11 protein-coding genes are annotated in these 16,807 nt (G+C 63.7%); 6 read left to right on the plus strand and 5 right to left on the minus strand.

Translation table 11 applies throughout. The annotated features are described in order from the left end of the window. The first annotated feature begins 613 nt into the window (after window positions 1-613). Together GWK61_RS42255 and GWK61_RS42260 are read left to right on the plus strand one after the other, a co-directional pair. A complete protein-coding gene (locus GWK61_RS42255) occupies window positions 614-8,290 on the plus strand; it encodes an RHS repeat-associated core domain-containing protein (protein ID WP_194917585.1) in 7,677 nt (2,558 codons plus the stop codon). Between the two features lie 78 nt (window positions 8,291-8,368). Beyond that, window positions 8,369-9,238 carry a hypothetical protein gene (locus tag GWK61_RS42260; protein ID WP_194917587.1) on the plus strand — a complete coding sequence of 290 codons (870 nt, stop codon included), beginning with the start codon at window positions 8,369-8,371 and terminating at the stop codon, window positions 9,236-9,238. Between the two features lie 541 nt (window positions 9,239-9,779). Here GWK61_RS42260 and GWK61_RS42265 read toward each other — a convergent pair. Both GWK61_RS42265 and GWK61_RS42270 read right to left on the minus strand, forming a co-directional pair. Beyond that, window positions 9,780-10,685, minus strand: a complete 906-nt coding sequence (locus tag GWK61_RS42265; protein ID WP_194917589.1) for a phosphotransferase — start codon at window positions 10,683-10,685, stop codon at window positions 9,780-9,782. 12 nt (window positions 10,686-10,697) lie between these two features. After that, the gene (locus GWK61_RS42270) at window positions 10,698-12,191 is read right to left on the minus strand and encodes a helix-turn-helix domain-containing protein (RefSeq protein ID WP_194917591.1); all 1,494 of its coding nucleotides are present in this window, start codon (window positions 12,189-12,191) and stop codon (window positions 10,698-10,700) included. A gap of 484 nt (window positions 12,192-12,675) precedes the next feature. Between GWK61_RS42270 and GWK61_RS42275 the strand changes: the two genes are divergently transcribed. Next, entirely contained in the window at window positions 12,676-13,140 is a 465-nt protein-coding gene (locus GWK61_RS42275; protein WP_194917593.1) for an ATP-binding protein, read from the plus strand. 32 nt (window positions 13,141-13,172) lie between these two features. Next, window positions 13,173-13,886 (plus strand): helix-turn-helix transcriptional regulator, encoded by a 714-nt coding sequence (locus GWK61_RS42280; protein ID WP_194917604.1) that lies wholly within the window; start codon window positions 13,173-13,175, stop codon window positions 13,884-13,886. An 11-nt stretch (window positions 13,887-13,897) separates the two neighbouring features. Here GWK61_RS42280 and GWK61_RS42285 read toward each other — a convergent pair whose 3' ends face one another. The 3 genes from GWK61_RS42285 to GWK61_RS42295 all read right to left on the minus strand — a co-directional run bounded on the left by GWK61_RS42285 (window position 13,898) and on the right by GWK61_RS42295 (window position 15,302). Next, a complete protein-coding gene (locus GWK61_RS42285) occupies window positions 13,898-14,497 on the minus strand; it encodes an NUDIX domain-containing protein (RefSeq protein WP_323748004.1) in 600 nt (199 codons plus the stop codon). Next, window positions 14,494-14,919, minus strand: coding sequence for a DUF5919 domain-containing protein (locus GWK61_RS42290; RefSeq protein ID WP_194917594.1), 426 nt, complete (start codon window positions 14,917-14,919; stop codon window positions 14,494-14,496). The genes GWK61_RS42285 and GWK61_RS42290 overlap by 4 nt, the downstream gene beginning before the upstream one ends. An 86-nt stretch (window positions 14,920-15,005) precedes the next feature. Further along, a complete protein-coding gene (locus GWK61_RS42295) occupies window positions 15,006-15,302 on the minus strand; it encodes a hypothetical protein (protein WP_194917596.1) in 297 nt (98 codons plus the stop codon). A 317-nt stretch (window positions 15,303-15,619) separates the two neighbouring features. On the opposite strand from GWK61_RS42295, the gene GWK61_RS42300 reads away from it, so the two are divergent. Both GWK61_RS42300 and GWK61_RS42305 read left to right on the plus strand, forming a co-directional pair. Further along, a complete protein-coding gene (locus tag GWK61_RS42300; RefSeq protein ID WP_194917598.1) occupies window positions 15,620-15,799 on the plus strand; it encodes a hypothetical protein in 180 nt (59 codons plus the stop codon). Continuing rightward, complete coding sequence (locus GWK61_RS42305; RefSeq protein ID WP_194917600.1) at window positions 15,787-16,371, plus strand: radical SAM protein; 585 nt, start codon at window positions 15,787-15,789, stop codon at window positions 16,369-16,371. Before GWK61_RS42300 ends, GWK61_RS42305 begins: the two co-directional genes overlap by 13 nt. The last annotated feature ends 436 nt before the right edge of the window (window positions 16,372-16,807 follow it).

Raw genomic sequence — 16,807 nt, forward strand, 5'->3', positions numbered from 1 at the left:
GGTCCGGGGACTGCTTTGCGTACTGTGAACTGCGGCGGGCGGGGCAGCGTGGGGTGTCGGGTCGGCTGCATGTGCCGAGGTCGGGACGGCGGTCGCGACCGGAACGAGCACAGTCGCCAGCGCGGTGGCGCCCGCGATCCACCAGCGTTGGCCTCGTGACGGTCTGGCTCGGCCTGTAGGGCCGCTGCGGGGTTTGGGTCTGATGGTGCTCATTGATTCCCCTCCTGAGTCATCGCGTTCCCACGCTGTAGCGATTCAGTTGGCCAAACCGAAGGCTTCGAGCCGTGAATCCTTGAAAAGCCCGTGTGTGAGAACTCTGGTTCGCTATCCAGAATGAGATCTACCCAAACCTGCCGCCGACACTGTGTTGCGGGGCTGATGGAAGAAGCCTTGTGAGCTGCGCGTTCAATGATTTGTCATTGGCCAGATAAGAAATATCTCGATGGCGGTCCATCAGGGCTCTGGTCTAAACCGCTTCGGGCTGCTAGCGTCCGCTTCGTTTCGAAGAGATCTTCGATGGGTGGTCTGCGCGGTGCGCGAGGCCTCGGGGCGGGAGTAGATCTTGGCTGGGAATCGTGTCGGCTCGAACCGCCGACGCTGTAGCCGCGCGGTGATGCGGACGCTGGGAGGGCTGACCGCCGCGGCGCTGTCGCTGGGTGTTCTTACAGCGAACTCCAGTGGCGCACGGGCCAAACTCGGCGGGCCGCCGAAGCCGGGTAAATACAACGGCCATGCGCTCGATTTGGGGGCGTCGACGCCGGGCAAGGCGTGGACGGCCAAGCCGGTGAAGGCACCGACGATGCCCAAGGGCGCCACGGTCACGCCACCGGTGTTTCCCGCCGCCGCCACCGTCGACATCTCGCTGCCGTCTGCGAAAGCCGCTGGTGCCTTGGCAGCCACGACGTCGTCTGGCGTTCTGTCGCGAGTGCCCGGTACCCCAGTGCTGGTCGGTACCGCGTCGGCAGGCGCCCTGGGATCCGCCGACGTGCGCAGTGCCGTAGCCCCGGCCTCGGTGCGGGTCACGGTCGCAGATCGTGCACATTCCATTGCCGCCGGCGCCAACGGCGTGGTCGTGTCGGTCGCGCGTACTGACGGGCAGACGGTGCCGGGTGCGGCCGATGTGGCCGTTGACTATTCGGCTTTCGCCCAAGCTTTTGGCGGGGACTACGGCGACCGCCTGGAACTGGTGTCGCTGCCGGCATGTGCGTTGACCACGCCGCAACTCGCCGCTTGCAAAACCCAGACCCCGATCAGGTTCACCCACGACTGGATCCATCAACAACTCATCGCCGACGTCGCGCTGCCAGCGTCGAGGAATGCCGCCGATCCTGCGTCGAATGCGGCTGCGCCTGCTCTGGTGCTCGCCGCCACCTCGGCATCCTCCGGCCCCACGGGAACATACACCGCTACCAGCCTGTCCGCGTCGAACTCGTGGTCTTCTGGCAATAACGCAGGGTCGTTCCAGTACAGCTACCCGATCACTGTCCCACCTTCGCTCGGTACCGGTGCCCCGACGGTGGCGCTGTCGTATGATTCGGGCTCCGTGGACGGCAAAACCACCGCGGAGAACGGCGAGCCATCCTGGATCGGTGACGGTTGGGACTACTCGCCGGGGTTCATCGAGCGATCCTACAGCCCTTGTTCCAAGGCCAAACCGACCGCCTTCGCGAACAATTCGGAGTCGTGTTTTGCGCTGGATGCCAACGGCAACCAGCTACCGGCCCTGACGTTGTCGTTCGAGGGCCACGGCGGGCAGTTGGTGTACGACGACTCCGATACCAGCTACACCCACTTCAAGCTGGCCACCGACGACGGGACGCAGATCGACCGGCTGACCGGTGCGGTGAACAACGGCACCTCCAATGGTGAGTTCTACCGGGTGCACACCCCTGATGGGACCACCGCCTATTTCGGCGCGGATCAGTTCCCGGTGGATGCGGGCGGGGTGAGTGGTAAGGGCCCGGAGTCCGATTCGGCCTGGACTGAGCCAGTGTTCAACGATCCGAACAACACCCTATGCAAGAACCCGGCCACAGCGATAACTGCCAACTGCATGCAGGCCTGGCGTTGGAACCTGGACTACGTCGTCGATCCGCACGGGAACGTGACCGAATACTCCTACATCAAGGAGATTGGCTATTACGGGCACGGTACCAACAGCGTCCCAGTGGCTTATGACCGTGGGGGAGTGCTCAATGAGATCGATTATGGCTGGCAGCGATCCGACACGATCAACCAGAACCCGCCGCCGAACCTGAGCCACGAACCGGCGGCGAAGGTCTTGTTCAACACCGCCAACCGCTGCGTCGACCCGAACGCCGACGACGTCTACAGTGCCAACCCCGTCGGCGGATCTAACGGGGCGGGTCCGCCAGGCTGCGGCGCGGTGGGCTTTGGTCAGTCGTTCAGCGGCGGGATGCTGGACACTCCGACGGACCAAGCCTGCTCGGGGGCTGCAACGTCGTGTACCAACACCTTTCCCACGTTCTGGTCCACCAGGCGGCTCGCGTCGATCGATACTGAGGTCGCGCTCGGTGGTACCTACAAGCCGGTCGACCACTACGACTTGTTCGACCAGTTCCATAACCTGGACACGACCACCGCAACCACCGGGTCGCTGATGTGGCTCGCGGCGATCCGGCATTGTGCGGCCTCGGCGATGGTCTCGGGATCGCTGACTTGTCCGGCGGCGAAGGAGAACGGGACGGCGAACCAGGCCACGTTGCCTGACGTCCAGTTCATCCCGACGGCCAATCAGTACCAGCGGGTGCCCGGCGTGGTGGTTCCGCCTGGCGACCAGAACCTGCCCGGCTTCCAGCGGGAGCGGATGGGCACGATCTACGACGAGCTGGGTGCGGCGACCACTGTCGGCTACGACGACCCCAGGTTGAATACAACCACCGGCCAGTCCAACTTCGCTCCACTTGGCTGTACCGCACCGCCGGCGTCAGTGGACTGGCACAACCATCAGCTGTGCTTCCAGGAATATTGGACCCCACCGGGGACGTCCGCGCCGATCACCGACTGGTTCCAGAAGTATGTTGTCACCTCGGTCATGGTTGCTGACGAGACGGGTACTTCGAACAACGTCGTCACCAACTACAGCTACGATACGACCCAGGGTGCGGCCTGGCACTCCAACGACTCAGACCTGGTTACCGACCCGGCGTCACGTACCTACGACCAGTACCGGGGCTTCGCAAAGGTCACCACGACAGTAGGGCAGCCGGGTGATGTGAATCATCCGCAGACTCAGAGCGTCACCCAGTTCTTGCGGGGCATGGATCAGGACCCGGACAAGACCGCGGAGACGACGCATTCCTGTGGCACTGGCGGTGCCGACTGCCCTGGGGTCTCGGTTTCCGATGATCTCAGCGGTGTTCCTACTGTCGACGACAACGCGCTGGCCGGATTCCCGCTGGAGACGCAGACGCTTACCGGCGCCGGAGGTTCAGCTTGGATCACGACGGTCACCAAGCCCTGGAAGTCCGATCCGCAGGCCACGCATGCCCGCGATCTGCTTCCGCCGCTGCGGTCCCGCCAGTTGGGCACCGCTCAGACGATCACTGCCGCACCTCTCGCGTCCGGCGGGACCAGGATCACTCAGAGCCTCAACTACTACAACGAGGCCGAGGGCGGGCGGCTGGTTCTGACCGACAAGCTGGCCCCGGTGCTGCAGGGTGGTGGCGCTGTACCCGGGGACAGCACGCCGGAGACCTGTTCGTACAGCGCATACTCTGCATCCACCCAGCCGTCGTGGATCTCCGCTCCGGTGTATCTGTGGATGAATCGCGCGAGCGAGCAGGTCCAGCAGGCTGCTCCCTGCAACTTCACCAATCTCGGGGCTGTCTATTCCGGCCTTGTCCTCGCGTTGGAGACGACCAGTCCGCTCAACGGCACCGTGTTGTCGTCAGCTCGCACCTTCTACGACAACGCCACAAACTTCCCTAGCCCGGTCACGATCGGCGATGCTACCCGCACTGAGGCCGCGACCTCACAAGCTTCCGGAGTGCCGGGCGGTTGGCTTATGCAGTCCGCCGCCACGTTCGACAATTACGGCCGGACGCTGACCAACACCAACGCACTCAACGCCACCACCTCCACGGCCTACGCTCCAACAGCCGGCTCCCAGCAGGCGATGGAGCTGCCGGTCCTGGTCAAGACTGAAGGCCCGGACCCGGGCACCGGCCATCCCAGCGCCGCATGGACCAGCACCACCACCGCGGACCCGTCCCGTACCGCTGGGTACAACGACATCACCGACGTCAACGGGCGTGTCACCCACACGACGTATGATGCGCTTGGCCGCACTGTCGCCGCGTGGGGACCAGACCACCCCCAAGCAACCTACCCAAACCAGCCCGATTCCCGAACCAGCTACGTCATATACGGTCACACCCCCGGCAGTACTTCGCAGCCTTCGACCGTCGAAACAGACACGTTGCGCGACAACGGCAGTTACCTGCCGTCCGTCAGCTACTTCGACTCTCTCGGCCGTACGCGGCAAACGCAGACGCTGCCTTCTAGCGACGACCCGGGACGCGTAGTCACCGACACCAACTATGACACCGTCGGTCGGACCAACATTGTTTCAGGGCCCTACTATGACGGCTCTCACCCACCCGGCTCCGGAATGTGGACGCCGACCGGATCGGAGCTGCACCAAAGCCAGACGTACTACGACGGGCTAGGACGTACCACTGATGTCTTGACCTTGTCGAATTCCACAGAGCTGTGGCGTAGCCACACAAGCTATGCTGGCGCCGACCGCTCCGACGTCATCCCGCCAGTTGGCGGCGTGCGGACCTCGACCGTGACTGACGCTCGAGGGTTGACACGCGCCGTCTACACGTACCATTCGACTGACCCGACCGCTGTGCCGTGGGCGAGCACTGATCCCACCAAGGTCGACACCAAGAACGTTGACATTACCTCCTACGGTTATGACGCGGCCGGTCGGCAAAACCAAGTCACCGATGCTGACGGTGCGGTCTGGCAGGCAGCCTACGACCTGCTGGGGCGCAAGACTGAAAGCAGTGACCCCGATACCGGCTCCAGCCACTTCACGTACGACAACGTCGGCGACATCCGGACCACGACCGACTCCCGCGGCACGTCCCTGTACTTCGGCCTGGACTTCCTGGGCCGAAAGACCGTGGAGTACCAGGGGACGAACGCCTCTGGAACCGAACTGGCGTCGTGGACTTACGACGCGGCCCCGCCCGCGCCGGCGCCCGCCTCTGACGGCAAGGGCAATCTGGGCCTCACCGCGTGGTCCAAACGCTACACGCCGGGCGCCTCCGCGCCTTACATGGTCTCCGTCGCCGGCTACGATCCGGATGGAAGGCCGCTGGGCACCAGCGTCACCATTCCGAGCGGGGACGGTAACGGCGCACTGGCCGGGACATACACAACTACCAACCACTACACGGCAATGACCGGGCTGCTGCACAGCAGTGACCTGCCAGCCGCAGGAAACCCGGCCACGGGTGGCCTGGCTGCGAATACGTTGACCTACGGCTACAACTACAACGGTCTGCTGATCTCTTCGGGCGACAACTATGCCGACTTGCTGACCGACTCCGCCTTCTCCCCGTACGGGCTCATTCAGCGGCGTGTGCTCGGCGACTATCCCAGCCAGGTCGTGGCGGACACGACCTATGACCCCGCGACGCAGCGAGTCGCGAACACCACCATCTCGCAGCTGGCGTGGAACGCCCCGATCGACACCACCGCCTACACCTACAACCCGGCTGGACAGATCACCGCCGAAGTCGATAACCAGGGCACCGCCCAGTCCATCTCCAACGGCCTGGTCTCGGCGACCCCGGCCACCGACGCCCAGTGCTTCACGTATGGCTACGCCGGCCGTCTGGCGACCGCCTGGACCGATACAGGAAACGTGACTGGAACAGTGTTCGGTTCGGTCAACAACGCTACTGGTACCGCCAATCCCGCCGATCCCACCAGCCTCGTCCCCGGAGCACTGGGCGGCTGCGCCCACACAGCCCCCGCCGCCGGAAACATCGGCGGCCCGGCGCCGTACTGGCAGCAGTACACAGTCGACCCGGCAGGCAACCGCACGGCGATGGCCGAATACAACACGGCCGGAACCTTGACGGTGAACCACACCTACGCCTATGGCGTCACCGCCAACGGTGTCACGGCGCAGCCACACACCCTGACCAGCGCTTCCATCAACGGCACCGCCAGCGCCCAGTACACCTACGACAGCGCGGGCAACACTAAGATACGCGCCGTCAACGGCACGCCCACACAAAACCTGCAGTGGGATACCGAAGGTCGCCTTATCGCCGACAGCGATGGATCCGGGGCAGACGCCGCCTACGTCTACGACGCCGACGGCAACCAGCTCATCCGCCGCGACGCCAACACCACCACGCTGTACCTGGGCAACAGCGAGATCTACCTGAACAACTCAAAGCAGACGATTACCGGCAACTGCTACTATAGTGACCCTGGCGGCCCTACCATCGTCGAATCCGGCGGTGCCAACCCGACTGTCTCCTACGAGGCCGGGAACACCCAGGGCACCGCCAGCACCACGGTCCTGGCCAGCCCGCCGACCGACAGCACTGGACAGGTCCGAGCTGACCAGGCGGTCACCGCGCGACGCGACTACACCCCCTTCAACACTCCCCGCGGCACGGTCAACACCACCGGCCAATGGAACCAAAAGTTTCCTGACGACCACACCTTCCTCGGCAAAACCACCGACACCACCACAGGCCTCGTCGACATCGGCGCCCGCAAATACGACCCCGACACCGGCCGCTTCATCTCCGCTGACCCGGTTTTTTCGGCAGGCGATCCTCAGACGATCGGCGGCTATGCCTACGCCGCGAACGATCCGATCAATGCCTCGGACCCCTCAGGCCTGATCCGTGCCGTCAACGTCGACCCTTTCGCCGGCTACTCACCGAACTATGTCAACCCCTGCACCGGCGAAGACGACTGCCTTGACGCTTCGGCATATCCCATCAAAGAGTGCAGCTGGGCATGCACGGCGGCCGGCGTCGGTCACTGGATAGCCAAACAAGGAGACTCGGTCCTTCAAGCCACCCCTATCAACCAGATCATCTCCGCAGGTGCGACTGCAACCGTGGACCACACCATCACCAGTGGCGGAGCCAACGCACCAACCGGGCAGATCTCCACGCCGCCGATCTCGCTCACCGACTACTACGACACCTTCATCTCGACCCACGGGATCGCCACCAAGAAACAGATGGAGAGCACATCGAACTTCCTCGATGTCGTCACCATCGTCACGGGCGTCAGCAAAGCCAGGGACGCAGGCCTCCTTGCCGGCGGAATCCGCGACGCCGCCAAGCGGATCCTTGCAAGGTCAGCAGAGGATTGCCACAGCTTCGCGCCGGATACGCGCGTTCTGATGGCTGACGGCACAACGAAGCCGATCGAAGACGTCAAGGTCGGCGACAAGATCGAGAACGCGCAGCCTGGCGGAGCCACCGAACTCCACAAGGTCGATGTGGTCCACAGAACGCTTACCGATACCAAGTTCACTGATATAACCGTCAGTACGTCAACGGGGCCGAAGGACATCACTGGAACCCAAAACCACCCGTACTACGACTTGACCGCCGGGCACTTCGTCAACGCTTCCGAACTCAGACCAGGCGACCGACTGCAAACCGACAGGTCGGCAGTGGTGTCAGTGGTCGCCGTCCGCAACTATGTGTCCTCGATGCCCACCTATGACCTGACTGTCGACGGACTTCACACGTATTATGTCGTCGCTGGTACTGCTCCGGTCCTCGTCCACAACACCATTTCGTGCCCGATCAAGCCGACGTACGTCTGGCGGCCCAAGCGTGGTGGCGTCGATGCAGACGAGCAGGTTGCGTTTACGCCGGACCAAGTCGTTGATTCGGCGGCCGATGTTACCCCTGGTAAATATATCTTCGTGAAGAGGCTCGATGGCTCGGTTCGTGCAATGAACACAGACCTCTACGACAGTACGCCGTTCGATGTTCCACTACCCGGACACACGTCGCTCGCGGAGAACGAGGCAGTGCTTTTTGCTGGCGAGTTTGAGGTGACTGCGGGAGGGCGAGTCACTCGGATCACCAATACCTCGGGTCACTTGCGGCCTGGTAGTTGGGCGCCCGCATACAATGAAACCGACTATGCGTCATTGGGGGATGTCGCGAAACAGGCCCTCAGCGACTGGGGTCTGACAGTCGACGATAATACCGTGTACTTTGAGCGTTGGTCACGGATGGGAAACTCTCCAGGTGGTCCGTGACGGCCGGTCGGTCAGCGTCTTATTTCACACTTCTGGTGCTCGTCGGTATATATCGGCCACTTTTTAAAGCTCGCTATTTTGATCTGGGATGATTATATGGCAATTCCCCATTTTGGTGTATTGTTGGTGCGGCTGCTTGAAAGTCGGGGCGCGGATATTGGATGGCTTGCGTCGGCGTCGGCGGTTTCGGAGGAGGAATTGTATTCCGTTGTCGGCGGTCTGATGCCGACGCCGGACCAGCTGCATGGACTCGCAAGAGCCCTCGGTCTCCGTGTCGCTGACCTCTGCGTGATGTCTGGCGTTCCGGTGCTGGAGCGGGATGTACCTCGTGAAACGGCAGCGGGATCTGAGCTCGCGAGGCTAATTCACATTATGGTTGCTCTCCCGCCGGATCAGCGGGATCGAATTCACGACTTGATTATGCGCGAGCTGCCGCAGGCGAGTTATGCTGCTGACAACAGTCCGCCGCTACGTGCCTGCGACCAGAGAGTCGGCAGCTTCGGTGAAATGTTGATAATTATGCTGCGAGACAATCGCAACCTCTACTCTCTGGATTCCGTTCTGTGGGTACTGGGGGCCTTGACTCATGGAACGGTCGCTTTGTCGCACTCAGATCTTCGCTCGATCGCCAACGGAGTCATGCCGCTTTCACCGACGTTGCTCACGGGCTTTGCGACAGTCCTCGGCATTCCCGTCCGGGACCTTGCCGCAGTCGTGGGAGGTGATCTTCCGGGGACCGGGCTCGGTAGTGATCCGCTGGCTGACGAGATGGCTGAGCTATTGTGGACATGCAGGGGTCTGACCGTAGGTCAGATCGGTGCTGTTTGCGAGACGGCGGAGGCAATGCTTGTAGCGGTGCCGGCCGATGGTTCGGTCGATGGCTGGAACAGGGTATTCCACCATCACGGGACTTGGTGGGGCACGCCGAAAGAGTCAACTTCAGACTAAACGCAGCGGTTCGGTATCGAAATCTACTGTACATTTTGATCTTCAGGTCGGCGACGTGGTCCAGGGGTGGTCCAGGGGTGGTCCAGGGTAGGCTCTGAACCAGATCACCCGTCCTTGGCACTTGATGACACTGTCAGCTTGATGGATGCGGACAGGCTGGCACGAAGTGAACTAGTCTAGCCTTACGTGACAGGAAGTGTGCTGACGACCTCGGCGCTTCTAATCCGATGGTCGCAGGTTCGAATCCTGCCGGGGGCACTGAAGTCGAACCCCAGGAAGCCCCGCTGACCTGGGGTTTTACGTTTTTTCGACTCGAGTACTCGAGTCGAGTCGACCCGTAAAGTCGTTGAAACGGCCCCGTGTGATGACGGTGTGATGACGGCCGTAGCGACTCCGTATGGTGACGGCCTGTTTTTGGCCGTGCCGTCGTATCGCTGGCCCTCCGGGCGCACAGGGTTTCGTCACCCGTTCGGGTTCCCGAATGCAGGCAATCTGACTTTTCCCAGCCCGAAGTCCCCGTCGACTGCCCAGGTCCATTTGTTCAGAGTGTGGACCACTGAGAAGACCGGTCGCCTGCGCGAATCGCTGAGACTCGCTGTCGCAGGAAGGTGAAGTATCGCTGGTCTGTGCGGGCCCGGCGGAGCGGCCCAGTGAGCTGCATCATGTCCCGCATGTGCATGAGCGCTTCGTAGCCGGGGGAGTCGGTTAGGTCGTAACCGTACTGGTGCGCGAACGCGATTTTCCAGGCATCGTCGCGGCCGTATCTTCGTGCGGCGTGCCAGGTTGGTACGAGATCAATTTCTCGGGGGCCGCTGCTGACCCAATCCCAGTCGCTGAGCAGCAGGCCGCCGGTGCGGCTGTCCGCGAGCAGATTCCCTGCCCATGCGTCACCGTGAACAAGGCCCGAAGGAAGCTGCCACTCGACGCTGGCGAGCCGTTCGCGCACCTCGATGATCTCCTGCTTGAGCCAGGCGACCTCATCGCCGGTCAGCGCAGTCTCCGGGATGTACTCGCTGAGTGCACCTTCCAACGAGGTCAAGGGGACCCAGGGTGGAAGGGGGACCGGGACGGTGTCGCCGTCGATTTCGTGCAGTCGGCGCAGTAGCGAGGCGAGATCGATTGAGGAGTACGTCAGCTTGGCGGGCTGCTGGTGGAATTCCCAGAAGCTGGCTACGGATCCGGACGCCAGCGGCACGGGTTCTACGGCTCCGAGCGGTGCCGTTGCTGGGTATCCGCAGGATCGCGCGAGCCAGCGGGTCACGGTCTGGGTCAGCCTGACCTGTTCCAGATCCGCCGGCCCGACGGTGATGCGAACGATCGCGTCGGCGGCGGGCAGAAGATAGATCGCGTTGCTGTAGTGGTGGATAAGGCGCGCATCGGTTGGGTCTATTCCGGTGCTGGCGCAGGCCGCGACGAGCTGGGCGTGAAGGTCGTCGTCGTTCGTCAAGCCGCCGTGCTCCTAGCCGTCGATGCCGCCAGCAAGTGCGAATGCCGCGTCGAGTTCTTTGACGGCGGCGTTGGCGCTGAAGTCTGCCAGACGTCGGCGGGTCTGTTCGATCGCGGCCTGAGCTCGGGCGCTCGTGAGCTGTCCGATCAGCGGAAGGCAGCCGGTCATGACCGCGCATGCGTGCTCCACGTCGGTGTGGTCGGGCTGCAGGTACGACATCGCGAGCGTGGTGTTGGCCAGAACGTCGCGCCGTGGCATCGCGTCGACTGCTGCCTCGTCGAGGTGCGCCGCGTCGGCGTGACGCTGCACGTAGCTGGTACGTCCCAGGGCGCGCGATGCGTACATCGCCTCGACAGTGAGCTGACGTACCGAGAAGAACGAGATCCACCTCGGCTCATCGGAGCCACAGCGTCGATCGAGAAAACGCTCGGCCTGGACGAGGTGTCGATCGCTTGCCATGGGGTCGTTCGCGGACGCAGCGGCACGCGCGGCGACAGCGTGGCACCGGGCGAGTGTCGTCGGCGAGCTCCCCATAACGGCCGCTTCGATCGCTGCTTGTGCGGTGGCGACTGCGGATCCGGGATGGTCGAGGTGAACTGCCTGCATCGACAGATCGGTCAGGATGTGCGCGGCCAGGACGTAGTTCTCGGCGGCCTTCGCCAGTCGCAGGCCGCAGGCGAAGTAGCGACGAGCGAGGTTCTGTTGGCCCGCATCGAACGCCATGAACCCCGCGACATCGGCGAGACGAGCGACCTCAGTGAACAGAAGCCGGCCGACATGATCGGTGTACCTGCCGGCCGACGCGAGCGGGAGAGCAACGTGGGATAGGTAGTGTGCCACCGTGCTGCGGGCATGACCGCCGCCGAGGCGATGATCGGCGTCAGCGAACGCCTCCGACATGATGGACAACGTCTGCACGTCGGCAGAAGCAACGCGCTGCCCCGTCCGATCGACCCGAGCCACCTCGTCTCCCTGCGAGCTGTCCGCCCATGCGAGCAGCACGTCGAGAACGGACTCGGGTCCTTCGTCAGCCGCGATGTCGGCCACGCGGACGTTCACATCGACGCCGGTCAGCAGGCCGAGCCTGGACAGCACCTCGTCAACGGACGGCAACCACAAGGCGCCGTGCTGAACGACCACGTCTTCCTGGGCGGGCAACGCAGGGAGCAGAGAGTCTGGGACACCCAGCTTCTGAGTGATCTCCAGAATCTGTCGCCGATCCGCGACGCCCCGTCGTCCATTTTCCAGACGACTGATGACTGATTGATCGACCTTGAACGCAGCAGCGAGCGTCATCTGCCGTGCCCCGGTGTGCGTGCGGTACAGGCGCAGCACCGTGCCCACATCCCACTTCGCCAGGGCCTCGGCGATTTGAGCGGTCGCCCACAGCTCTGGTGCGGCGGCCAGCCGCGCATCCCGGCTACAGGCTCCGCAGCGCGTTCCGCGGTTGTACTGGCTCAGCAGCGCGCGACATCCAGTGCAGCGCCTCACCTCACCACCGGCCACGACTACTCCTTGTAACCCCTCCAGATACCGTCAGCGTTCTTGCCGGGACCACCATGTCATAAACCCGCATATCCGGGTGCTGAAAACCACGCGACGCTGACCGTGGCCGAATCAAAAGCCTGCGACATCCGACCTGGTCGGAGTGCCAGGTAAGACAGAGGAACGGTGCGTTGTGAATGAGCAGAACACAGGCGTCACCCCAGTCTTCCGAGGGACAGAACGCGAAGTCAGACGCCAGCTACGAGGGCTGCTCGGCGAGGGAACGGAGACAAGAGCGGTCGACCTTGCTGTCCAGCAGGTCCGTGAGGGCTACCGCCACATCGCCTGCGCAGGTGAACGGTTCGAGGTCGTGGACCAGGAGTGGTCAGTCGTCCAGGACGTCTACGGCTGCGAGGACGGGCGGGGCTGTCGGAACATCTCGAAGCGTCAGCGGCGGTGCTTCGAAGCCACAATTCGGGCTCGACTTCAGGCCGAGGAATGAGCCATGCCCTACTACTCGATCACCCTCCCCGCTAGCAGGGAATGCGTCCACGAAGCGCGCGTGTGGACTCAGCATATGTTGGGCGAATCACGAGGCGCAGACGACGTAGTGCTCGTGGCATCGGAGCTCGCCACGAACGCCATTCGACATACAGCCAGCGGTCTGCCCGGCGGCACGTTCACCCTGCACCTGGCCGTCTTCACCGACCGGTGGCGCGTACGGGTCGATGATGCCGGCGGAGCCACTGAGCCCCAGGTCCGAAGCGTCGATGACTGTGAGGACGAAGCCGGCCGCGGGTTGGCCATGGTCGCCGGTTTGTCGTCGACCTGGGGAGTCCTCGGCGACCGCAACGCCCGTGGCGTCTGGGCTGAGATCCCGATCCCTGCTGCCGTCGTCACCAGCAGCACCCGATCATCAACAACTCCTTCACCGTTGCTCGCTGAGCTCGCTCAGGGAAGGCCCCAATGAATCCGACGACAGCCGAGCTCGTTCCTGCTGCCATGCTCGCCTCGGCCCCTGGCGCTCTGGCTGGACCGACGCATAGCCCCGCCCACCGACTGGGAGTCACGACCGAAGAAGCGAGCCACTGCGTGCCGGCCATCTCGCCCAGTTCGATCAATCGGCCAAGTGGAACGCCGCAGCCATCGCGTCGACGGCGGCCTCGACTCGTGCCGGGCTCGCCAGGGGCACTGCTCATCGACGGTGCGGCGGAACTGACCTACGCCCGCATCGTCGCTGATCTTAAGCGTGCGCGCAAAGACGCCGGGCTCTCCCGGAACGCGCTGTCGTCGCCCCTGCCAGTTCGAGGAAGGGCGATCTCCGAGTGGGAGACCCGGGTGGAAGAGCCCACCCTGCAGCATCTGATTCAGTGGTCCCGTGCGCTGGATTATCGGCTGGCGATCGTGAGCCAAAGCGGCTTGTTGCGGCAAGAAATCACACGTCCGAGGGTCGGCGAGGGCCGCGAATCCTTCGAGCAGCGGCGGCTGACTCGGCCGTTGCGGAACCGCCGCGTCGCGCTGGGTCTCAGCCAGGCTGGGCTCGGCGAGCTCGTTGGCGTAAGCCGAGACTCGATCCAACGCTGGGAGCTATGCCTTGTACCGCCACGGTCGATTGCGCTTGTCGTCTGGGCCCAGAAGCTGGGGTGCTCGGTCGTTGTGCGGCCAGTCCGCGAGAGTGGACTGGCCTGGTCAAGCCGGGACCAAACCGTTTGGTAGTCGGGAGGTACTCAATCGACCGCGATGTGCTGTCTGGCGAGCATTAGTGCCCCGACAGTCTCCATGCCGTCGATGTCCGTCCCGACCCGCTTGAACGCCTCCGCCACCGGGACTGTCAGGACGCTCATGTCGAAGTAGCGCTCGATCTCGTTGTCCAGGATGGGCTCGTGGTGCTTGGTGACGCGCGCGAAGTAGAAGTACGTGTACTTGTTCGTCTCCGACGGCAGGGAGTAGAAGCGGCCCAGCGGAAGCAGCTGTTCCCCGCCGGCCAGCAGGTAGCCGGTCTCCTCCTCCAGCTCGCGTAGCGCCGCATCCGCCGGATCCTCTCCGGCCGAGACGGCGCCGGCGGGTAGCTCCAGGCAGTGCGTCTTGAGGTTGTGCCGGTACTGGCGGACGAACACCAGCTGGTTGTCGTCGGTGATCGGGACCATCATCACGCTGGCGGGCGTGTCCATGAAATACCAGTCGATGACCTGGCCGTCGGGCATGCGGAGGTCTTCGCGCACGACCCGCTTGGGCTTGGCGAGCAGGATCTCGGTGTTCAAGAGCTCGGCGTCCGCCATGCTGCCGTGCTCGACAGTGCCGGTTGCAGTGTCGTTGTTCGCTGTCACTGTGTCCAATCCCTTGCTCGGTTCCAGGCGCTGTCGAAGTGCCGGGTGTAGCGGTCGAACATGCCTCCGTCGGAGGTGCGGCGCAGTTCCAGGGTCGGCGAGCTGCGGCCGGCGAGGTACCGGACGTAGGGGGTGACGATCAGGTGCTCGTCGGCCCGGACGATGCTCGTGGTCGGGGGAGCGGCGTAGACGCGTAGCTGCATGGCCGCGCCGCAGTCCTGCTGCATCGCGTGAAAGCGGGCGAGCGAGGCGGTGATGCGGGTTGCCAGTGCGCCTTCCGGGTTTCCCTCGTCTCGGCCGATGCCAACGATGCCAGAGAAGGCCGGGTCCAGAAGTAGAACCTTGATTTCGCAGCCGCTGCCGGCGGCCTCTTTGAGGATGACTGGGACCTCGATGTCGAGGGCGTAGCGGTATTCGGCCATCCCGTACAGCCACAACGTGTGACGTGCGGTCCTGATGGTGTCGTTCCACCGGTCGCGTGTGATCAGCTCGCGCGCAGAGTAGGCGGTTACTGCGTCGGCGTCGTCTGTGTCAGCTCTGCCAGCGACTTCGGTGTTGCTGGCTGTGGTTGTTTGTCGGGTTCGCTGTCTCCGGGCCGCGGTCCGGAGCACTTCGACGTCGATCTGAGTACCTGCGCCAGCGCCGGCAGCCAGTAGCGTGGCGTCACCTCGTCTTCCTGCCATCGCCACACATCGTGGCGTGTCAGGGTGTCGCGATTCATGACGGCCATCATCTGATCCGCGATTTCCTCAAGCGTCAGGTTCAGCAGGTCGCGCTGCTGCTTTATCAGCACACCGACACTCATGTGCCCAGCGTAGCGTGACAACTACGGAAGAGTCCGGCCTTCGTCCAGGTCATCGGGCAGATACGGCGCGAATGGCTACAGCCATGGCTACACGTTGACCACCGCGATGGCCTCTTCTGCCGATACGGCGTTGAGGCACGCTCAGTACTGGCTCCGGCGAACGAGAAGGTGCCCCTTCTCCGCTTGAGCCGTACAGCGGGCCGGGCCGCTTCGGCGAGGTGACGCCGTCGGAGCGAGGCGAGGGCCAGCCAGTGCAACCGCAGGCACCGGCGCGCCCGGCCCGCATTCCAGTGAACGACCACCCAGAGGAAGGGCGGATGGTGAACCCCGACCAGCATCGTCAGGATCCCGAGCCCGACCGGGACGAAGAACGCGCTGTTTGCGAGGACCGCCGTGAGGTTTACGAGGTCGGGCGGAACATCGAATGGTTATGCGACCCGGAATTCACCGGCGAGCTCGCGCAGTACGTCGTGAAGGAGAGGCAGTGCACCAGCTGATCGCCGCGCCATTCTTCGGCGGGCACTTCATCGTCAAACCCGGCGGCAAGCCCGGGCTCCGACTGCCGTCCACCCTGTTCAACGAACTGGCGCAGTCTGACCGGTGTCCGCCGGAACTGATCGGCCCGATCAAGACAGCGTTCGATATAGATCTGGACCAGCTGCAACTGCGCGACGTGATCCTGTTGCGGGCGCCCTCGCCCCTGCCCAGCGGAGGCTTTGGGCGCGCCTCATGGGAGATCAACCTGGGCTGCAACTGGGACTGCGAGCACTGCTACCTCGCGCTGAAGAAGTTCGAAGGCCTGCCGTGGGAGGGCAAGGCCAAACTGCTCGAGACGATGCGCGATGCAGGCGTTCTGTTCCTTCAGATCACCGGCGGTGAGCCGACCATCGACCCGGACTTCGTGCAGGCTTACGGCCTCGCTGCCGAGCTCGGGATGATGCTGCACATCTCGACCAACGCATCTCAACTGCACCAGCCGCGCATCCTCGAACTCTTCGATCGTTATCCGCCTTGGCGGATCATGGGTGCAGATGATGCTCAGGGAGATCGAATCGAGGTCGGTTCGTAGTTGGGATGGCGCCCCTTACCGAATGCGGTTCGAGGCCGCCCGGTTTGTGGGCGTAACAGCCTCCGCATAATCCGGCCTATGCGGAAGGCCGGCGTGGCAATCTGAATGTCTCCAGCCGGTTCGGTGCCGCCGCTCGGCGGGCGGCGTGCGTGGCTGCGCCGCAGGCCGCGGGACGTTCCGCCGTGGTGGGCAGCCTCGGCGGGGTAAGGGGCCAAGGGAGTTCACCGGTTTGCCCGATTGGGTCACTGTTTATTATTTATTCTGGATTCCGTTGGCTCGCTCGGGGCGGGGAGGCCGGGATGGGATCGTTGCTTGAGGTTTTGCAGGCACGCGAACAAGCAGCGCAGATGAGGGCCGACGGAATCAGGGAGCAGATCGCGGCGCTGACCCAGCAGTTGGGCGAGGCCGAACGCGAGCTGGAACGACTGCGGATCGG

The organism is Catenulispora rubra, assembly GCF_015356825.1.
GTDB lineage: Bacteria > Actinomycetota > Actinomycetes > Streptomycetales > Catenulisporaceae > Catenulispora > Catenulispora rubra.